Consider the following 20,234-nt stretch of genomic DNA (forward strand, 5'->3'; position numbering starts at 1 on the left):
CGGACCACACGCAGGTTCCGCCCCGGCCCGGCGTCAGTCCTGGTGGGTGGTGGCTGCGGAGGTGCCCGAAGCCTCGGCGGCGGCTTCGAGGTTGCCCAGCGCAGTGAACTCGGGATCGTTGACGGCCGGTCCGCCGTCTTCCGGTTGCCAGGTTCCGGCAGCAGCGGTGACGGTGTGGGTCAGCGGTGCGACCGACTCGGCGGCGGCGACGAGCGAGCCGTCCTTGACCTTCGCAATGGTCTCGGCGAGTTCGGGCGAGAGGAACCGGTCGGGTCCGGGCCCCGGCACCGTCTCACGGATCGCCGCGATCACGGCTCCGGTCACCGGTGCCGGTGCGGCGTCGCGCATATCGCAGGCACGGGATGCGGCATAGAGTTCGATGCCGACGACGGAGGCGAGGTTGTCGACGACCTTGCGCAGCTTGCGTGCGGCCGACCAGCCCATGGACACATGATCTTCCTGCATCGCCGAGGACGGGATTGAGTCGACCGAGGCCGGAGTCGCGCCGCGTTTGGCCTCGGAGACCATGGCCGCCTGCGTGTAGTGGGCGATCATCAGGCCGGAGTCGACACCGGCGTCATCGGCGAGGAACGGGGTGAGGTTCTGGTTGCGGGCGACATCCATCATCCGGTCGGTGCGGCGTTCGGACATCGAGGCGACGTCGGCGGCGACGATGGCCAGGAAGTCCAAGGCATGGGCCAGCGGTGCACCGTGGAAGTTGCCGTTCGAGGACACCATTCCATTGGTGAGCACGACGGGGTTGTCGATGGCGGCCCGCAGTTCGCGTTCGGCCACCTGGGTGGCGAAGGCGACGGCGTCGCGGGCGGCGCCGTTGACCTGCGGGGCGCAGCGCATCGAGTACGCGTCCTGGACGAGGTGGGTGGAGTCGCGGTGGCTGGCAGTGATGCCGGAATCGGCGAGCGAGGCGAGCATGTTCGCAGCCGAGGCGGCCTGACCGTCGTGCGGGCGCAGCGCGTAATGGAGTTCAGGGGCGAAGACGGCGTCGGTGCCGAAGAGTCCTTCGATGCTCATGGCCGCGGACACATCGACGGCGGTGAGCAGGTTCTCCAGGTCGGTCAGGGCCATGATGAGCATGCCGAGCATGCCGTCGGTGCCGTTGACCAGCGCGAGGCCTTCCTTCTCGGCCAGGGTGACCGGGGTGATTCCGGCCTTCGCGAGAATCTCATCGGCGGGCCCGGCCACTCCGTCTGGCCCCTCGGCCACGCCTTCACCCATGACGACGAGGGCGCATGCCGACAGTGGTGCGAGGTCACCGGAGCAGCCGAGTGAGCCGTACTCATGGACGACCGGGGTGATTCCGGCGTTGAGCAGGTCGACGTAGGTCTGGAGGACTTCGGCGCGGACGCCGGCCCGACCGGTGGCCAGGGTGCGGGCGCGCAGCAGCATGAGGGCGCGCACGACCTCGCGTTCGACGGGTTCGCCGACGCCGGCGGCGTGGGAGCGGATGAGGGATTTCTGCAGTTGGGTGCGCAGTTCCGCGGGGATGTGACGCTGGGCGAGCGCACCGAATCCGGTCGAGACTCCGTAGACGGGCTTCTCCGCCTGAGCGAGGGCGTCGATGGCCTCGCGGTACTTGTTCACCCGGGCCAGGGTGGCATCGGACAGGGAGACCAACGCTCCGCGACGGGCGACGTCGACCACCTCGGCGAAGGTCAGCGTATCGGGGTCGAGATCGATGAATGTGGTCATCGTGTGCCTTTCTGTGAGTGCGTCAGTGTGATGTCTGAGTCGTGGGTGAAGTTCTCATACGTCGACGCCGAGGTGGTTCCTCGCCGTCGACGCACCGTGCTGATGGGTAGGTGGTTCAGTCGCGGGGTCGATTGTCGACGATGAGCTCACCGCCGGAGTAGACGCGTTCGACCAGCTGCACACCGGGCCGGTAGGCCAGGTGGCGGTAGCTGGGTGCGTCGAGGATGGCCAGGTCGGCGCGGGCCCCCACTCCGAGGTGGCCGACGTCGGTGCGTTGCAGGGCGTTGGCCCCGCCGGCTGTCGCTGCCCACACCGCTTGTTCGACGGTGAAGTGCATGTCCCGGACGCCGATGGCGATGACGAACGGCATGCTGTTGGAGAACCCTGACCCGGGATTGCAGTCGCTGGCGATCGCCAGCGATACTCCCGCGTCGACGTAGCGGCGGGCGTCGGGGTAGGGCTGGCGGGTGGAGAATTCGATGCTCGGCAGCAGGGTGACGACGGTGCCCGCCTCGGCGAGGACGGCGAGGTCCTCATCGGAGGCGAACGTCGCATGGTCGACGGACACGCAACCGAGTTCCGCGCCGAGTTTGAGCGCCCCGCCCTCGGTGAGCTGATTGGCGTGCAGCCGCGGTTTCATCCCGACGGCCTTGCCGGCTTCGATGATCCGCCGGGTCTGGACCTCGGTGAAGGCACCGGTTTCGCAGAACACGTCGATCCACTTCGCCTTACCTTCGGCCGCCGGGATGATCTCGTCGATAACGAGGTCGACGTAGCGTTCCGGCTCGTCTTTGAACTCCGGCGGGACGACGTGCGCGGCGATGAGGGTCGATTCTTCGGTGTGCCGGTTGATGATGTCGAGGGCCTGGATCTCGTCGGGCACGGTCAGCCCGTAGCCGGACTTGATCTCGAACGTCGTCGTTCCCTGCCGCTTCGCCTGCTCGAGCAAGTGGACGAGGTTGGCCTCGAGTTCGGATTCCGTCGCTGCGCGGGTGGCGGCCACGGTGGTGGCGATGCCCCCGGCCGAGTACTTCTGTCCGGCCATCCGGGCCGCGAATTCCTCGGACCGATCACCGGCGAAGATGAGGTGGTTGTGGCTGTCGACGAAGCCGGGAATGACGGCTTTGCCACCGAGGTCGATCGTCTCGAGTCCGCCGAGGTCATTCGCCGAGGTGACTTCCCCGTTTGCGATGTCATCGTCGTTCAGGCCTTTTCCGACGCTCTCACCGAGGCGGCTCGACACCGCCGTGTCCGCCTCAGCGGACGGTCCCGACCAGATGATCCGACCGTCGTCGATGAGCAGCGCGGCATCGGTGATGATGCCCAGCTCGCCGAGGGTGTCGAGGTCGTTGACGACGAGTTCGCTGATGCCGGTGATGAGCTGCATGGCGAGTCGGGCCTTTCCGATCGAGAATGATTCCCTCTCAGTATGGACCGCTCGGTGGCGGGGCAGAACCTCTCCCGCAGATATTTGTCCGATATTTCGGACGGCCGAGTGATGGGGGTCTGGTGAACCCGCCCGCCGGCTCGGTCGGGAACTCCCCGCGGCCCAGAAAAAGGTGAGTAGCCCAAGTTTGAAACCGGGCTACTCACCTTTTTCTGAGCTATTCAGCGACCGCGCCGTCGACGCAACGTCGCTTACTGCTTACTGTGCGGCGGATTCCTCGTCGCGCTTGTCGAGCTCGGGGATCATCGGCACGCGCTGACCGCGCTCTTCGGCCACCTCGGAGGCGCGATCGTAACCGGCGTCGACGTGGCGGATGACGCCCATGCCCGGGTCGTTCGTGAGCAAGCGTGCCAGTTTCTGAGCGGCCAGCTCGGTGCCGTCGGCCACGGAGACCTGTCCGGCGTGGATGGAGCGGCCGATGCCGACGCCGCCGCCGTGGTGGATCGACACCCAGGTCGCACCCGAGGAGGTGTTGACCAGGGCGTTGAGCAGCGGCCAGTCGGCAACGGCGTCCGTACCGTCGAGCATGGATTCGGTTTCGCGGTAGGGGCTGGCGACGGAACCGGAGTCGAGGTGGTCACGGCCGATGACGATCGGGGCCGAGATCTTGCCTTCCGCGACGAGCTGGTTGAACAGCAGACCGGCCTGGTGGCGTTCCTTGTAGCCGAGCCAGCAGATGCGTGCCGGCAAGCCTTCGAACTCGACGTATTCATTGGCGGCGTCGAGCCAGGTGTGGAGGTGTTCATTCTCGGGGAAGAGCTCCTTGAGCGCCTGATCGGTGACCTCGATGTCCTTCGGGTCGCCGGACAGCGCGACCCAGCGGAAGGGTCCGAGGCCTTCGCAGAAGAGGGGGCGGATATAGGCGGGGACGAAACCGGGGAATTCGAAGGCACGGTCATAGCCGGCCTTGCGGGCTTCGTCGCGGATCGAGTTGCCGTAATCGAAGACCTCGGCGCCGCGGTCCTGGAATTCGACCATGGCCTTCACATGCTTGGCCATGGACTCCTCGGCGCGAATGGTGAACTTCTCCGCATCCTGCTCGGCCTCTTCGTGCCAGTCGTCGACGCTCACGCCCACCGGCAGGTAGGACAGCGGGTCGTGAGCCGAGGTCTGGTCGGTGACGATGTCGACTTCAGCAGCCTCGGGGCGATCGAGGATGAGCGGGAGGATCTCGGCGGCGTTGCCGACGAGTCCGACGGACAGGGCCTGCTTGTTCTTCTTCGCTTCGATGACCTTGGCCAGTGCGGTGTCGAGGTCGGTTTCGACCTCGTCGAGGTAGCGCTTGCCCTTGCGGCGATCGAGGCGGGTCTTGTCGACGTCGATGATGAGGCAGGCGCCGCCGTTGAGGGTCACGGACAGCGGCTGGGCTCCGCCCATTCCGCCGCAGCCGGCGGTGATGGTCAGGGTTCCGGCGAGGGTGCCGTCGAAGCGCTTGCGGGCGATGGCGCCGAAGGTCTCGTAGGTGCCCTGGAGGATGCCCTGGGTGGCGATGTAGATCCAGGACCCGGCGGTCATCTGGCCGTACATCATGAGGCCTTCGGCTTCGAGCTCGCGGAAGTGCTCCCAGTTGGCCCAGTCTCCGACGAGGTTGGAGTTGGCAATGAGCACGCGCGGGGCCCATTCGTGGGTGCGCATGACACCGACGGGCTTGCCCGACTGGATGAGCAGGGTCTCGTCGTCCTCGAGGTCGTCGAGGGTGCGCACGATCGCATCGTAGGCTTCCCAGGAGCGGGCGGCGCGACCGGTGCCGCCGTAGACGACGAGGTCCTCGGGACGTTCGGCGACCTCGGGGTCGAGGTTGTTCATGAGCATGCGCTTGGGTGCTTCGGTCTGCCAGGACTTCGCGGTGATCTCGGTTCCGCGGTCGGCACGGATGACGCGGGACGGGTCGTGCTGAGTGAACGACGGCTTGGTGGTCATGGGATTCTCCTTGTCGCTGTGTCCGACGAGGCGGATGCTTGGCTGCCGCTTCGCCGTCGCGCCGAGGTGTGGGCTCCCCTGCGCTGTCGGCTCTGACTACACCATCCATTCTGACGACTGGAGCAGAATGCGGAAGTGGCCCGCATCAAGTTCCGTCCGACATTTCGGACATAGATGAATCGATGCCGGGTTCGCCGCTCCCCGAGACTCGCGCAGCACTGGTCGGTTCCACGCGCCACCCACACAGATTTCCCACCGAGGCAGCCCCGGCAGTTTCGTTCAGATCCTCGCCGACTCCTCGACAGCCGCGTACACCCGACCGTCGACCTCCGCGCCATACTGCCCTTCGCCATCGTCCCCGCCGGCGACCTCCGCAACCGGCTGCACCGGCGAGATCCGGTAGCTGGCCGGAGTCCGGGCGAGCTTGATCGGCGAGGCCACTCCGCGGTAGCCGTCGCCCATCTCCACGACCATCTCCCGGTGCGCGGTATGCGGATGCTCGACCACCTCGGCGGCGTCGAGGATCGGACCGGCGGGCACGCCGATGCTCATGAGCTCCTCGGACAGCTTCTCCGCCGAGGTCGAAACCATGAGAGCTTCGAGTTCGACCCGCAGCGCATCCCTGTTTCCCAGACGCGCGGCATTGTCGACGAACCGCGGGTCCTCGGCGAGCCCCGGAGCACCGAGGTGGTCGACGAGCTTGGCGAACTGTCCGTCGTTTCCGGCGGTGATGAATACCTGCCCGGCCCCGGTCGCGAACGCCGAATACGGGGCGATGTTCGGATGGTCGTTGCCCGACAGCTTCGGCACGGCTCCACCGCCGAAGAAGTTCGGCAGGTGCGGATGCATGACGGAGATCCCGCAGTCGAACAGCGTCGTCTCGACCCGCTGACCGCGCCCGCTGGTCACCCGTTCCTGCAGCGCCATGAGCACGCCGATGGCCGCGTTCAGCCCGGTGACCATGTCGACGGCGGGCATGCCGATGCGCATCGGCCCGGTCGACTCGTCCCCGTTGACCGACATCAGACCCGACATTGCCTGGATGATCGCGTCGTATCCGGGCCGTCCGCCCAGCGGACCGTCATCGCCGAAACCGGTGATGGACGCGTGCACGAGGTGCGGGTAGCGGTCCGGAATCTCCGACACCGGGTCAAGCCCCCACTTCGCCAGGGTCCCGGTCTTGAAATTCTCGACGAGCACATCGGCCCCGGCCAGCAGCCCGTGCAGCGCCTCCTGTCCCTCCTCGGTGCGCAGGTCGAGGGTGATCATCCGCTTGTTCCGGTTGATCCCGGCGAAGTAGCTCGACACCTCGGGCGCCACGAACGGCGGCCCCCAGCTGCGCGTATCGTCGCCGGCCGGCGGTTCGACCTTGATGACCTCGGCACCGTGATCGGCCAGGATCTGCGTGCAATAGGGCCCGCCGAGGATGCGCGAGAGATCGACGACCGTGATCCCGGAGAGTGCTCCCGCGCTCACTGCCCGCTCCCTCCGGAACGCGCAGTTCCATCCTCGGCGGACTGAGCTGCTCCACCCTCGCCGAGGATCTCCTCGACAGCCGCGAACGCTTCGTCCCGGCCCATGCCGGCACCGTCGATGAGGGCGTCCAGTACGGCATCGTCTTCGACGACCGGGACGAGCGGGTTCTGCGGCATCAGCTTGTGGCGCAGTACCAGTGCGGCGATGACGATGCGCGACCAGTCGCCGCGGCTGTCTCCGATCCGCGCGCCTTCCGAGGCCATGATGGACGCGCACACGAGGTTGTAGGTCGCGGTCGCGAGCTGACGCACCCGTGCCTGCTCAACACCTTCGGGCGTGGACTCGAGCGCGTGCAGCAGCGTCGAGCTCAGCGATTGGATCTGGCTGCGGAACGCGGCCGAGAGGTCGGCCGCCTCGGCGATGAGCGTCTCCAGGTGCAGGAACAGCGGTTTGAGTGTGCCCGCCCGGTGGGCGGCGCGGATGACGTCGAGGGCGACGATGTTCGAGGTGCCCTCCCAGATCGATCCGAGCTGGGAATCGCGGAAGACGCGGGCGTCGCCGTATTCCTCGATGTAGCCGACTCCGCCGCGGATCTCCATCGCGTCCGCGGTGACCTTGCGGGCGTCGCGGGTGGCGCGGAACTTGATGAGCGGGGTGAGGATGCGCAGCACCGAGGCGGCTTCGGAATCACCGGCATCGGCCCGGGCGAAGACGTCCGCCGTGTGCAGGGAGATCGACAGCGCCTGTTCCGTGGTCGTCATGATCTTCGCGAGCTGGCGACGCTGCAGGGGCAGCTTGCTCAACGTCGAACCGAAGGCTTCGCGATTGCGGCAGATGAACTTCGACTCGCCGAAGGCCCGCCGCATGAGGCCGGCCGCGCGCACGGCGTTGGACAGGCGAGAGGAGTTGACCATATCGGCCATCTGCACGAATCCGCGTCCGATATCGCCGACGAGGTAGGCCGTCGCTCCCTGCAGGCTCATCTCGCCGCTGGGCATCGACCGGGTGCCGAGCTTGTCCTTGAGGCGTACGATGCGCATGGAGTTCGGCGAACCGTCCTCAAGAGTGCGCGGTAAGAGGAAGAGTCCGATGCCTTTGATTCCGGGCTGTGCACCCTCGGGGCGAGCGAGGACCATGGCGAGTTCGGCGTCGGCGTTCGAGCAGAACCACTTCTCACCGGTCAGCGCCCAGGTGCCGTCGCCGTTGTCGACGGCCGTGGTCGTCGCACGACCGACGTCGGAGCCGGCGTCCTGTTCGGTCATGAACATCGCGCCCTGGGTCAGGGTGTCGACATCGGTGCTCGTCAGTCCGCCGATGAAGCGCTCGACGAGTTCGGGTGAACCGTACTTGCGCAGGGTGCGGGTGAGCGAGTCGGTCATGTTCACCGGGCACAGCAGCCCGAATTCCGCCTGCGTGAACAGGTAGACGAGGAGGTATTTGACGATCGGCGGCATCGGTTCGTCCCAATCGAGGACACCGGGCCGGTGGCTCATTGCGGCCAGTCCGAGTTCGCCGAAGGCGACTTCCTGCAGGCGCCGGTAGGCCGGATGGATCTCGATCGACTGCTGATCGGCGCCGTTGCGGGTGCGGTGCTTGAGCACCGGAGGGTTGACGTCGGCATCGTGAGCGAGGTCGTCGAGCTCTCCGCCGAGGCGGGGCCCGAGGTCCTCGAACACTGGCCGGAGGTGCGCGAGCAGCTTCTCGTCTAGGTAGAGCGGCAGGAGGTCCTTCAGCGACCGGTCGTCGGCGAAGCGGTCGATGCCGTAGCTGTCCGGCACGGGGGTCATGGTCGTATCGGGCGACGAAGCAGTCTCACGCAAGATAATCTCCTTTGATGGTTTCTTCGACCGTATGCCCGAGAACCTGGGGCTGACAAAGACATTTCTCTTATCCCTGATAATCTTCGGTTATGGCTGAACCGAGTCTCAAGCGCCTCCAGTACTTCATCGCCTTGGCAGAGCACGGCAAGTTCCAGCTCGCCGCCGACGCGGTGAACATCTCACAGCCGGCGCTGAGCGCCGAACTCAAGAGACTCGAGGACTTCGTCGGCAAACCGCTGTTCCACCGCAGTCCCGTGACGAAGCTGACCGCCGCCGGAGAGGCGCTGCTGCCCTATGCGAAGTCCGCCGTCGGAGCCGCCCACCGTTTCAACGAATATGCGGCGGCCGTGAACACGGGGGCGCCGACGTCGATCTCGATCGGCACAGTGGCCACCTTCCTCCATCGCGGCCTGCCGCAGACGATCACGGACTTCTCCGCAGCGCACCCGGACATCCTTGTCACCACCGAGGAGGCCACCTCGGCGGCGCAGTCGGACATGCTGCTCGGCCACGACATCGACATCGCCTGCGGACACATGCCCCTCCAACATCCCGGCGTCGTCTGCACTCCGGCTGCCCGGGAATCGTTCTGGCTGTGTGCTCCGGCCGGCTCACCGATCACCACCATCGCCGAGGCGGTCGATTCCCCGTTCGTCATCTTCCGCAAGAGCGCGTCCCCGATCTACCACGATACCGTCGTCGGCATCTGCCGCACGCACGGCTTCGAACCGCAGATCCACCATCGGACAGCCAGCTGGTCGGCCGCCGTCGAGATGGTCGCCCACGGACTCGGCGTCTCGCTTGTCCCCTCACCGGTGGCCCGCAGCTACCACGGCGATGAGCGACTGATCTTCACTCGGGTCGGCACTCGGCCGAATGCCCCGCAGGCATGGATCACCGTCCGCCGGGAGGATCAGTCGACACTCATCGGCGACCTCGCCCTCGACCTCGTCATCGCCTCGGAATCACTCGCCGACCCGGTCGCCGACTGAGGAACCGAGCCCCGCCGCACGGACACTCCGGCCCGGCTGGAACCGGGCGGCCCCACCCCGCCCTGCACCGCAACGGCGAGCGAGCGCATCCGCTTCGCTTCACGCGTGGGCACAGCCGCCTCGGCGACGGCATGGCCGCACTCTGATACACATCGCGCAACAATCCGTTACTCGACTACCTGTGCCAGTATCAGCAGAAATTCTCTCCTCGCGTCTTACGGCCCGGTAAGCCGCAGAACATAAGGGAACTCAGCTATAGCATCACTCTAGGTTATGACGACATAACCAAAAAGTGTTTGCGCGGCCCACTAGGGCAACTTACGGTGAACGAGCACCCATGCCACGTCAGCGACGCCTGGCATCGGTCGGCGCAATGACGCTCCACCTGAGAGGAATCGCATGTCTGATTCGGTCAACACCGCGAAACGCGCTCGCAAAGCCGGAATCGCATCATTCATCGGAACCACCATCGAGTGGTACGACTTCTACATCTACGGAACCGCCTCGGCGCTGGTCTTCGGGCATGTCTTCTTCCCCGACACCCTGCCTGCCGGCGTCGGCACTCTGCTCTCCTTCGTCACGCTGTGGGCGGGCTTCCTCGCTCGTCCGCTCGGCGGCATCATCTTCGGTCACTTCGGTGACAAGTACGGCCGGAAGAAGACCCTCGTCGTCACCCTCGTGCTGATGGGCGCGGCATCGTTCCTCGTCGGACTGCTGCCCGGATATGCGACCATCGGCATCGCCGCTCCGATCATCCTCACCTGCCTGCGCATCCTGCAGGGCATCGCGGTCGGCGGCGAATGGGGCGGATCCGTGCTCATCGCCAGCGAGAACGCCCCGAAGGGCAAGGGAGTCCTCTACTCGGCCTTCGCCCAGCAGGGATCACCGGCAGGAAATCTCATCTCCTCGGGCATGTTCTTCCTCCTCGCGCTGCTGCCGACTCCGCAGTTCCTCCTCTACGGCTGGAGGATCGCGTTCCTCGCCTCGATCTTCCTCATCGTCATCGGCCTCGTCATCCGCCTCAAGCTCGAAGAGCCGGAGAACATGAAGGTCGTGAAGAAGAAGGACGCCGTCGCCAAGGTTCCCGCCTTCGAGGCGATCAGGAAGCACTGGGTGCTCATCCTCCTCGGCGCTGGTGCGCTGCCGCTCATCCAGGTCACCTACCTCAAGACGACGTTCGCCACGGCCTGGGCCACGGACACCTCTCACTCTTGGGCGTACAGCTCGTCGACGTTCCTCGCCGTCGTCACGCTCGCGCTCGTCGTGCAGTTCATCGTCCAGCCCTTCGGCGCGATCATCCTCGACCGGGTCAAGGACATGCGCAAGGCGATCTTCTGGATCATCCTGCCGGAGTTCGTCCTCATGCCGCTCATGTTCTTCGCGATCGAATTGGGCCATCCCGGCATCGCGCTGGCAGCCATGGCCGCTGCGACTGTTCCGCACTCGCTGTTCTACGCCGGCATCGGCGGCATCATCGCCCGGGCGTTCCCCACGCGGGTCCGGTACACGGGCATCTCGCTGGCCTACCAGCTGTGTTCGATGACCGTCGGAGGCGGCACCGCTGCGGCCGCACAGTGGATGTACACGAGCTCGGGATCCATCGTTCCGGTGGCGATCCTCAGCGCCGGCTATGCGCTCGTCTCCCTCGTCTGCACGCTCATCCTGCTCAACAAGACCGGCTGGACGGCCAGCGAGAACTCGAGGGCCGAGGCCGCCGACGAGGAGGAGTTCGCCGCAGCTCTCGCCGCCGAGAAGGCCGAGCGCGACGCCGACCCGACGGGCGCGCCTGGTGCGACCGGTTCCAAGCCGGCCGCCGGTTCCGCTCCGGCCGCCGACTCCGCGGACGCGGTCGGCACGAGCCATTCCGTGTCGGCGGCCGACGCCACAGGAGCGGGTTCCGAACCCGCACCGGCGCGCGCTCCCGTCACTCCCTGAGGACTCCGCCTCAACAACGGTGCGGCTCCGAGTTCCTATTGGACTGGGGCCGCATCACGTTGTGTGGTCGCAGAACTGCGTCCCCGACTTCTTCGGCCAAATAGCGCCAGCAGCCCTGTCTACGACCAATAGCACTAGTTGCAACATGTGCTATCCGTCGTAAACAGGGCCGTTGCGCAGGAGTCAGCCCGCCCTCGCCTCAGCGCAGGTAGAGGCGGACCGTGTCGATCTCGTCACGGAGCTGGCGCACTTCTTCGGCCGTCGGCGCCTGGGTCTGCGTGACATTCTCGGCGACGGCGAGGTCCCAGCCGGTCGCCGCCTGCACTTGCCCGACGGTCACTCCCGGGTGGATCTCGCTGAGTTCGAGCTCGCCGAGGCGCTCACGCCGTCGCAGGATCCCCAACGGTGTGATGACGGTGGAGACGCCGAATCCGCGCGGTTGGATGAAGTCCGGCTGCTCCGCCGCGCGCACGGGCGAGGCCGAGGTGACGAAGTCGAGTTCGGCGGGGAAGGCGGCCGGGTCATGGCGGCGGAGGACGACGAAGACCTCTCCGGCATTGGCCATGATGTCGGCGGCGCCGCCCGAACCGGGCAGGCGCACTTTCGGAGATTCCCAGTCACCGATGACGGTGGTGTTGAGCGAACCGAACCGGTCCACCTGCGCAGCGCCGAGGAATCCCACATCGACGTTCCCACCTTGGAGGACGTAGCCGAAGAGGGCATGCATGCTGACGACCGCCTCGGCGCCGGAGACGACGACGGAGTCCGCGATGCCTTCGGCCATCGATTCGGGGTGCGCGCCGGCGACCCCGGATTCGTAGATGAGCTGGATGTTCGGATTCACCGTGCGGTGGGCGAGGTCGACGGCCAGCGTGGGCAGCCCGACGCCGGCGAAGACGGTGCGGCTGCGGGCGAGCATCTTCGCAGCCGCACAGACGATGAGTTCGGTTTCGGTGAAGTCCTTCGCCGAGGCGGTGCTCACTTCAGGCTCCCTTCGCTCGGTTGCGTCCGGCGTCCGTAATCGACCACGCCCGAGGGGCGCGGATCCACGAGCAGACCGCGGAGACGATCGTGACCGATCGATTCGAGGTACTCGGTATGATCGCGGGTACTGCGCACATGGACGTCGAGCCACTCCTGCAGCCGGGCGGGGTCCTTCGAGATCGCGGTCCATTCGCGATAGAAGGCATTGTCGCGATCGTAGGAGCCCTGCACATAGGACGGGTGCGCCCCGGTTCGCACCTCGCACACCGCGTCGACGGCGTGAGCCGGGATGAGAGTGCGGTTCGGGTCGGAGCGGACGACCTCGTCGTCGACGATCTCCTCGACGGTGACGATGACATGGTCGGCCGCGTAGACGGCTTCCTGCTGAGTGCCGGTGATGCCCCAGATCTGGACGTTGCCGTGACGGTCGGCGCGCTGGGCGTGGATGATCGTGACGTCGGGGTTGAGCGGCGGCACGACGTACGTCTTCTTGCTCGAATACGGGTCGACGACGGAGCGGATGTCCGGGTTGATGCCGGGGATGTCGGAGCCGACGAAGGAGCCGATCGGAGCAAACGGCAGGCGAGCGGCTCCGGCGTGATAGCGCAGGGTCATCGCGTGGTGTGAGTACTCTTCGACCGCGAGCGGCCGCGGGTCGGCCGATTCGATGCGGCGCCGCACCTCGTAGAGGCTGCCGGCCGAACCGGAGGCGAAGAAGGAGCAGACAAGGCGATCGACGCAGTCGGCGGCGATCATCATGTCGCTGAGCAGATCGGGGGTGAGCCGGCAGAAGGTGAGTCCGGAGATTCCCTGTCGGATGATCTCGTGTCCGGCGGCGAACGGGATAAGGTGGGAGAACCCCTCGAGCGCCACCGTGGCCCCGTCCTCGACGTAGCGTTCGATGGCCTCAGGCAGACTGACGACTGTGTCACTGTGCATGGTTCGCAGGCTATAGCAATTACCGAAATCCGCAAAATATCTCTGTGATTATTGTCAATTCATGCAATAATTAAGATATTCGCCCGGACCGCCTGATACAGGAGAACACAGTGGAGCTGCAGCAGATCCGCGCCTTCGTCGCCGTCGCCGAGGAACTCCACTTCGGCCGCGCCGCCGAACGCCTCGGCATGGCCCAGCCCCCGCTGAGCCGCACCATCCGCTCCCTGGAGACCGAACTCGGCGCCTCACTGTTCCAACGCACGACGCGCTCAGTCAGCCTCTCCCCCGCCGGTGAGGCTCTGCTCGAACCGGCCAAACACATGCTCGCCACCCAGCAGGCCGCCATCGAATCCGTCCACCGCTCCTCCAGCGGCGAGGTCGGACGCGTGCGCTTCGGCTACTCGCATCCATCCTCCCGGGACCTCGCCGCCACCCTCGTGGCAGCCTCGCACGAACGCAATCCGGGCATCGCCTTCCACCTCGAGTCGACGGTCTATGCCGACGAAGGCCTCGAGAGGATTATGGACGGCACTCTCGACCTCGCGCTGGTCCGCTGGCGTCGGCGGCCTCCGCTCATCGCGGGTCGCCCAGTGGCGATCGAGCGCCCATGTGTCGCCTTGCCGAGTTCACATCTCCTGGCGAATCGGAAGAAGATCGACGTCGCAGAGCTCGCCGATGAGCCTTTCGTCCTCCTGCCCGCGCGCCCGAATTCGAACCTGCGCGAGACCGCCATGCGCCTGTGCCTCGATGCCGGGTTCAGCCCGCGCACGGTCCAGGAGGCCCCCGATTCGCAGTCGATCTCTGCGCTCGTGGCCGCCGGAATGGGTGTGACGATCACGTTCGACTCCGTCGCCGCCGGCTACGACTCGCGGATCACCGCCGTGCCGCTCGATCTCCCGAACGAAGCTACCCAGCTTCACCTCGCATACCGCCTCGACCAACAGGACGCAGCCCTGAGCACGGTCCTCGATGTCGCCGAGGCGGTCCTGCCGACAGTCCGCTGAGCTCGGCCGGTCTCACCGCCGTTCGGAAAACCTCCACACCCGCCGCCCACGCGACCGACCCCACCATCGTTCACCGCGCACGCGTCCGCCGTCGGCACATCCGCCATCGGGGCGTCGGATGCCCATTCATTGAGATGACCTCTTGTCTCTCGCGATCTATTCGGATATGTTCATAAATCAGAATGTATTGATATCAGCATCGGCAGTGATGCCGAAGGGATCGATGCCTCACCGCCGCAGCAGGACGGCTCGATCACAACCCAAAGGGAGACTCTGTGTCCGAAGACATCGTCATCTGCGAACCTCTCCGCTCCCCCGTGGGCGGATTCGGCGGACAGTTCAAGAACGTTCCGCATGAGGAGCTCGGCCGACAGGTCCTCGCAGCTCTGCTGGAGAAGACCAACCTGCCGGGCGAGGCCATTGAGGATGTCATCCTCGGCAACTGCTACCCGCACATGGAGACTCCGGCGATCGGCCGCGTCGTCGCCCTCAATGCGGGACTGCCGATCACCGTTCCCGGCCGCCAGGTCGACCGTCGCTGCGGCTCCGGCCTGCAGGCGATCGCCGACGCCCACGCGATGATCTCAGCCGGTTTCGCCGACCTCGTCGTTGCCGGCGGCGTCGAGTCGATGAGCCGCGCACCGTTCTTCAACGAGGAGATCCGCTGGGGCGTCAAGGGCGGCAACATCGAACTCAAGGACGGTCTCGTCCGCGGCCGCCTCACCGCCGGCGGCAACGATTACCCGGTGCCCGGAGGAATGATCGAAACCGCGGAGAACCTCCGTCAGGAGTACAAGATCTCGCGGGAGGACCAGGACGCCTACGCCGTGGAATCGCACCGTCGGGCCGCCTCGGCGACGGAAGAAGGGAAGTTCGCCGACGAGATCGTGCCGATCACGCTGCCGGCCACCAGGAAGACCCCCGAACAGGTCATCACGACCGACGAGCACATCCGTCCCGGATCGACGGTCGAGAAGCTCGCGAAGCTCAAGCCGATGCTCGGGAAGTCCGACGATGAGGCCACGGTGACCGCCGGCAATGCCTCGGGCCAGAACGATGGTGCCGCGCTGTGCATCGTCACCACCGCAGCCAAGGCCGCCGAGCTCGGTCTGCGGGTCTTCGCCCGCATGCGCAGCTGGGCGGTAGCCGGAGTGCCGCCGAAGACGATGGGCATCGGCCCGGTCCCCGCGACTGCGAAGGCACTGCAGCAGGCGGGTCTCGAACTCGACGATATCGACCTCATCGAACTCAACGAGGCATTCGCGGCGCAGGTGCTCGCCTGCACGACCGAATGGAAGCTGTCCGAATCCGACTTCGCCGAGCGTCTCAACGTCAACGGCTCGGGCATCTCACTCGGCCACCCGGTCGGCGCCACCGGTGGGCGCATCCTCGCCACCCTGCTGCGCGAGATGGATCGCCGCGAATCGCGCTACGGCCTCGAGACCATGTGCATCGGCGGCGGCCAGGGCATGGCAGCCGTCTTCGAACGCGTGGCCTGACAGGACGGCCTCGCCTGAGGCTGATCGACTCGAGGAGCCAGCAGCTCATCCCAGGCCGAGTGAAGGGCCGTCCGCGTCTGTCGCGGGCGGCCCTTCACGCCGACTCAAGCCACCCCAGGGACGGACCGCCCGTCAGCGCTCGATCCAGTCCGGCACCTCGGACGAAATCCGCGGAGACCCCGTTGTCTTCGCCCAGGTCAGCGCCGAGGATGAGGAACATGAACGCAACGAAGCAGCTGCTGACCGGGGTTCGGGTCGCCGATTTCTCCCGAGTCCTCGCCGGTCCCTACGCCACGGCGATGCTCGCCGATCAGGGCGCCGAGGTCATCAAGATCGAGATGCCCGGCCACGGGGACGATTCCCGACATCTCGGACCCTTCACAGATTCCGGGTCGACTTACTTCACCGGCCTCAACCGCGGAAAGCGCTCGATCGAGGCCGATCTCAAGGACCCGGAAGACCACGCTCGCCTGCTCGATCTCATCAAGAGCTGCGATGTCGTCGTCGAGAACTTCCGGCCCGGAGTCGCCGCAAAGCTCGGCCTGTCCTATGAGGACCTCAAGGCCGTCAAGCCCGATATCGTCTACGCGTCGATCTCCGGCTTCGGACAGCACGGCGCCCAAGCAAAACGCCCCGCCTACGACACGGTCATCCAGGCCCTGAGCGGGCTCATGGCCTCGACCGGCTTCCCCGACGGCTCCCCCACCCGAGTCGGCGAATCCATCGCCGACGTCTCCGCCGGAGTCTTCGCCGCCTTCGGCATCTCCTCGGCGCTCTTCCACCGCCAGACGACCGGCGAAGGTGCCCATATCGACATTCCGATGCTCGACGTCATGCTCGCCATGCAGCCGACGAACGCCTCCCTCCACTCCGCCGGATCCGCCCCCACCCGGGTCGGCAACCGCCACCCCGTTTCGGCACCGTTCGACACCTATCGCGCCGCCGACGGACTCCTCGTCATCGCCGTGGCCAACGACCGGCTCTTCGGTACTCTTGCCCAGACCCTCGGCAAGCCGGAGCTGGCCACCGATCCGCGCTTCGCCACCGACGGCCATCGATCGGACAACGACGAGGCTCTGCGCATCAAGATCGAAGAATTCACCACCGGGCGCACCGTGAGCGAGCTGTGCGGGATCTTCGATGCCGCCGGAATCCCGAACTCTCCCGTCCTCGATTTCGCCGAGGCGGTCACCGGCCCCATCGGCTCCGATCGCGATCTCACTGCCACCGACCCCCGGTCCGGGCACGCCTTCCTCGGCCACCCGCTCCTCGTCGACGGCACCCGCCCTGCGTCCGCGCTTCCGGCGCCCCGTCTCGGCGAACACAACGCCGACTTCGCCGCACCCACCGACGCACCCTGACCTGACCAGCTGGCGCCGACCTCGCCGAGGCGGCGCACTCCGCACGAATCCCCTGGCCTCTCCGTCGGGATCCGCCGATCTTCCTGGTCGGGACCCCGTCCAATTCCATCGAACCGATCCCCACTGCAAAGGAGCACTCTTATGGCCTTCGACATCACCGCCGATGAACAGGAACTCGTCGACGCTGTCGCCACGATCAGCAAGGACGTCCTCGTCCCACAGGCCGCGGCCGCCGACGCGAACGAACGCGTCTCCGACGAAACCCTGAAGACCCTCGCCGAGGTGGGGGTCATGGGGCTCAACCTGCCCGAGGAATTCGGCGGGCCCGGCGTCGGTTCGGTGGCGATGAGCCAGATGGTCGCCGCCATCACCGAGGCGTGCGCATCGACCGCGTCGATCGTCACCGCGCAGTTCCTCGCCACCGACTCGATCCTCCTCGGCGGCACCGATGCCCAACGCGAAGCGTGGCTGCCACGTGCCGCTGCCGGCGAGGTCATCGGTGCCTTCGGGCTCACCGAGCCGGGTGCCGGTTCGAACCCGGCGGAGATGTCGACGAAGGCCACACGGGTCGACGGTGGTTGGCATCTCAAGGGCACGAAGTGCTTCATCACCAACGCCGGCTTCGCGGACTTCATCATCGTCTATGCGAAGACCGACGTCGATGCCGGCCACAAGGGCATCAGCGCATTCATCGTCGACACCGCCGCCGCCTCGGCGGGGCTGGATTTCAATCCCCCGGAGAAGACGATGGGCCTGCGCGGCAGCCCGGTCTTCGAATTCGTCATCGACACGGTCGTCCCCGAGGATGCCCTCCTCGGGAACGCAGGCGAGGGCTTCACCACGGCGATGCGCGTGCTCGACCGTGGTCGCATCGAGGTCGCGGCGATGAGCCTGGGAATCGGCAAGGCCGCTCTCGACGCCGCCGTGGATTGGGCGGGCGAGCGCAAGATCAGCGGGAAACCGCTGGGCCGCCTGCAGGGCATCGCGTTCAAGCTCGCGGACATGTACACGAAGTACCGGTCGGCGTGGCTGCTGACGATGGACGCCGCCGAACAGCGCGATTCGGGGGTCGATTTCACCCGGTCTTCGGCCACGGCAAAGCTCGCCGCCTCCGAGGCGGCCGCGTACATCGCCGATGAAGCCCTGCAGATCCACGGCGGCTACGGCTTCACCCGGGACTTTCCGCTCGAACGCTACGTTCGAGATGCCCGAATCTACCGCATCTACGAAGGCTCGTCAGAGATCCAGCGCACGATCATCGCGCGCTCTCTGTCGAAATAGCGGCCGGTGCGGCCGGGAGACCGGGCGCGAAACAGCACCGAAACGTGTCGGAGTCTACGATCGGCACGGTATCTGAGGGCGAGTCGGTCGCTCCTCGGACCCCCGCTCCGATGTCCGGACGTTCCGGGCCGCCTCGGCGAGATTTTCCGATATTTCGGACAGAAAGTGTGATCTGGACCTCGTCGGGTGTTGTGCAGTGGTGCCACACTGAACCAGGTCCATCAGTTCAAAGGAGACAATCATGGCTAGTACGACCAATTCGGGGATCGAGAAGCGGTCCATCGAGATGGTACCTGACGCCGAGCGTCACGGAACGCCACGTTCCCAGTTCACTCTGTGGTTCGGCGCCAACACTCAGATCACTGCGATCGTCGACGGGGCTCTGGCCGTCGTCTTCGGTGCCGACGCGCTGTGGGCCATCATCGGCCTGCTCATCGGCAACATCATCGGCGGAATCGTCATGGCGCTGCACTCGGCGCAGGGTCCGCAGCTGGGACTGCCGCAGATGATCTCCTCGCGTGCCCAGTTCGGCATCATCGGTGCGATCATCCCGCTCGTGCTCGTCGTGCTCATGTACATCGGCTTCGCCTCGACCGGCGCGGTCCTGTCCGGTCAGGCAGTCAACCTCATCATCGGCGTGCAGACCCCGTGGATCGGCATCGTCATCTTCGGCGCGCTCACCGCCCTGGTGGCCCTGCTGGGATACAAGTACATCCATGTGCTCGGTCGGATCTCCTCGGTGACGGGTCTGCTCGGGTTCCTCTTCATCACCTACTGCGTGCTCACGCAGGTCGACGTTCCCGGACTGATCTCAGGTTCGTCGTTCGCCTTCCCCGCCTTCCTCTCCGCGATCGCCCTGTCCGTGGGCTGGCAGCTGACCTACGGCCCCTACGTCGCCGACTATTCGCGATACCTGCCGCGGTCGACACCGTCGTCGAAGACCTTCTGGTTCACCTTCGGCGGATCGGTCATCGGATCGCAGTGGTCGATGACCCTCGGCGCGCTCATCGGGGCCGCCGCCATGACGGAATCCGGCAACGAATTCGTCGAGAACCAGGTCGCCTACGTCGGTGACATCGTCGGCGGCGGCGTCTTCGCGCTCCTCATCTTCATCGTCATCCTGCTGGGCAAGCTCACCGTCAACACGCTCAACGCCTACGGTGCGTTCATGTGCACGCTGACGATCCTCACCTCCTTCGGCAACAAGGCGACGATCCGTCGCTGGACCCGCGCGGTCTTCGTCATCGGCATCGTCACCCTCACCGTGCTTGTGGCGCTGCTGGCCTCGGCGGACTTCCTCGCGAACTTCAAGAACTTCGTGCTCGCGCTGCTCATGGTGTTCACGCCCTGGAGCGTCATCAACCTCACCGACTACTACCTCATCTCGAAGGACCGCTTCGACATCCCCGCGTTCTACGACCGCCACGGTCGCTACGGCAACTGGAACTGGCGTGCGCTGGTCGCCTATGGGATCGGCGTCGTCATCCAGATCCCGTTCCTCGCTCAGTCCTTCTACACCGGACCGCTGGTCGCCAAACTCGGCGGCGCGGACATCTCGTGGCTCGTGGGCATCGTCGTCACCTTCGTCCTCTACTTCGTGCTCATCCGCAACCACGGAGTCGCCCCGAAGGAGACGATCTACCCCAGCCTCGAGGAACTCGAGCGCAAGTGAGCCCCACCCTCACCGAGGCGGCGCTGCCCCAACCGGACAGCTGACCTCGGCGGGGTGGTTCCGCTCCTCCAACGGCCGTCGGCCGGCAACGTGCTTCGCTGCCGACCGGCGGCCGTCGTCGTGTCCCCTGTGGGCGGATCCACCTCGAAACTTGCATGAAAATCAGGGTGGATCCACCCGCAGGATGCGCCGAC

The 20,234-nt window shown here is 66.2% G+C and carries 14 protein-coding genes; 7 read left to right on the plus strand and 7 right to left on the minus strand.

Going from position 1 to position 20,234, the window contains the following annotated elements; genetic code table 11:
• Nucleotides 1–33: 33 nt before the first annotated feature.
• The 5 genes from hutH to HIM68_RS12260 form a co-directional block, all read right to left on the minus strand.
• Nucleotides 34–1,710: a histidine ammonia-lyase gene (gene hutH / locus HIM68_RS12240; RefSeq protein ID WP_172172539.1), complete on the minus strand. Its 1,677-nt coding sequence runs from the start codon at nt 1,708–1,710 to the stop codon at nt 34–36.
• 115 nt (nt 1,711–1,825) lie between these two features.
• The gene (hutI, locus tag HIM68_RS12245) at nt 1,826–3,097 is read right to left on the minus strand and encodes an imidazolonepropionase (protein ID WP_172172541.1); all 1,272 of its coding nucleotides are present in this window, start codon (nt 3,095–3,097) and stop codon (nt 1,826–1,828) included.
• Nucleotides 3,098–3,355: 258 nt separating this feature from the next.
• Nucleotides 3,356–5,077, minus strand: a complete 1,722-nt coding sequence (hutU, locus tag HIM68_RS12250) for a urocanate hydratase (protein ID WP_139469446.1) — start codon at nt 5,075–5,077, stop codon at nt 3,356–3,358.
• Between the two features lie 279 nt (nt 5,078–5,356).
• A complete protein-coding gene (locus tag HIM68_RS12255) occupies nt 5,357–6,553 on the minus strand; it encodes a CoA transferase (RefSeq protein WP_172172543.1) in 1,197 nt (398 codons plus the stop codon).
• Entirely contained in the window at nt 6,550–8,373 is a 1,824-nt protein-coding gene (locus HIM68_RS12260) for an acyl-CoA dehydrogenase family protein (protein ID WP_253903929.1), read from the minus strand. Before HIM68_RS12260 ends, HIM68_RS12255 begins: the two co-directional genes overlap by 4 nt.
• Nucleotides 8,374–8,462: 89 nt before the next feature.
• On the opposite strand from HIM68_RS12260, the gene HIM68_RS12265 reads away from it, so the two are divergent.
• Complete coding sequence (locus HIM68_RS12265) at nt 8,463–9,365, plus strand: LysR family transcriptional regulator (RefSeq protein ID WP_139906688.1); 903 nt, start codon at nt 8,463–8,465, stop codon at nt 9,363–9,365.
• A gap of 399 nt (nt 9,366–9,764) precedes the next feature.
• Nucleotides 9,765–11,300 carry an MFS transporter gene (locus HIM68_RS12270; RefSeq protein WP_172172545.1) on the plus strand — a complete coding sequence of 512 codons (1,536 nt, stop codon included), beginning with the start codon at nt 9,765–9,767 and terminating at the stop codon, nt 11,298–11,300.
• 199 nt (nt 11,301–11,499) lie between these two features.
• On the opposite strand, the gene HIM68_RS12275 is transcribed toward HIM68_RS12270, so the two are convergent.
• Nucleotides 11,500–12,282 carry a CoA-transferase subunit beta gene (locus tag HIM68_RS12275; protein ID WP_367647524.1) on the minus strand — a complete coding sequence of 261 codons (783 nt, stop codon included), beginning with the start codon at nt 12,280–12,282 and terminating at the stop codon, nt 11,500–11,502.
• Nucleotides 12,279–13,223: a CoA transferase subunit A gene (locus HIM68_RS12280; RefSeq protein WP_172172547.1), complete on the minus strand. Its 945-nt coding sequence runs from the start codon at nt 13,221–13,223 to the stop codon at nt 12,279–12,281. The genes HIM68_RS12275 and HIM68_RS12280 overlap by 4 nt, the downstream gene beginning before the upstream one ends.
• Before the next feature lie 110 nt (nt 13,224–13,333).
• Between HIM68_RS12280 and HIM68_RS12285 the strand changes: the two genes are divergently transcribed.
• The 5 genes from HIM68_RS12285 to HIM68_RS12305 all read left to right on the plus strand — a co-directional run bounded on the left by HIM68_RS12285 (nt 13,334) and on the right by HIM68_RS12305 (nt 20,040).
• Complete coding sequence (locus HIM68_RS12285) at nt 13,334–14,227, plus strand: LysR substrate-binding domain-containing protein (RefSeq protein WP_172172549.1); 894 nt, start codon at nt 13,334–13,336, stop codon at nt 14,225–14,227.
• Nucleotides 14,228–14,502: 275 nt separating this feature from the next.
• Nucleotides 14,503–15,726 carry an acetyl-CoA C-acetyltransferase gene (locus HIM68_RS12290; RefSeq protein ID WP_172172551.1) on the plus strand — a complete coding sequence of 408 codons (1,224 nt, stop codon included), beginning with the start codon at nt 14,503–14,505 and terminating at the stop codon, nt 15,724–15,726.
• 218 nt (nt 15,727–15,944) lie between these two features.
• Complete coding sequence (locus tag HIM68_RS12295) at nt 15,945–17,087, plus strand: CaiB/BaiF CoA-transferase family protein (protein ID WP_172172553.1); 1,143 nt, start codon at nt 15,945–15,947, stop codon at nt 17,085–17,087.
• Nucleotides 17,088–17,228: 141 nt separating this feature from the next.
• Nucleotides 17,229–18,368 carry an acyl-CoA dehydrogenase family protein gene (locus HIM68_RS12300; protein WP_172172555.1) on the plus strand — a complete coding sequence of 380 codons (1,140 nt, stop codon included), beginning with the start codon at nt 17,229–17,231 and terminating at the stop codon, nt 18,366–18,368.
• Nucleotides 18,369–18,609: 241 nt separating this feature from the next.
• Nucleotides 18,610–20,040 carry a cytosine permease gene (locus HIM68_RS12305; RefSeq protein ID WP_172172557.1) on the plus strand — a complete coding sequence of 477 codons (1,431 nt, stop codon included), beginning with the start codon at nt 18,610–18,612 and terminating at the stop codon, nt 20,038–20,040.
• Nucleotides 20,041–20,234 lie beyond the last annotated feature (194 nt).

Source organism: Brevibacterium sp. CT2-23B, assembly GCF_013168765.1.
In the GTDB taxonomy this organism is placed as follows: domain Bacteria; phylum Actinomycetota; class Actinomycetes; order Actinomycetales; family Brevibacteriaceae; genus Brevibacterium; species Brevibacterium sediminis.

Coding starts and splice junctions, on each gene's coding strand:
- hutH (WP_172172539.1), bottom strand. CDS start 1,710: ATGACCACATTCATCGATCTCGACCCCGATACGCTGACCTTCGCCGAG.
- hutU (WP_139469446.1), bottom strand. CDS start 5,077: ATGACCACCAAGCCGTCGTTCACTCAGCACGACCCGTCCCGCGTCATC.
- HIM68_RS12300 (WP_172172555.1), top strand. CDS start 17,229: ATGGCCTTCGACATCACCGCCGATGAACAGGAACTCGTCGACGCTGTC.
- hutI (WP_172172541.1), bottom strand. CDS start 3,097: ATGCAGCTCATCACCGGCATCAGCGAACTCGTCGTCAACGACCTCGAC.
- HIM68_RS12305 (WP_172172557.1), top strand. CDS start 18,610: ATGGCTAGTACGACCAATTCGGGGATCGAGAAGCGGTCCATCGAGATG.
- HIM68_RS12265 (WP_139906688.1), top strand. CDS start 8,463: ATGGCTGAACCGAGTCTCAAGCGCCTCCAGTACTTCATCGCCTTGGCA.
- HIM68_RS12280 (WP_172172547.1), bottom strand. CDS start 13,223: ATGCACAGTGACACAGTCGTCAGTCTGCCTGAGGCCATCGAACGCTAC.
- HIM68_RS12270 (WP_172172545.1), top strand. CDS start 9,765: ATGTCTGATTCGGTCAACACCGCGAAACGCGCTCGCAAAGCCGGAATC.
- HIM68_RS12295 (WP_172172553.1), top strand. CDS start 15,945: ATGAACGCAACGAAGCAGCTGCTGACCGGGGTTCGGGTCGCCGATTTC.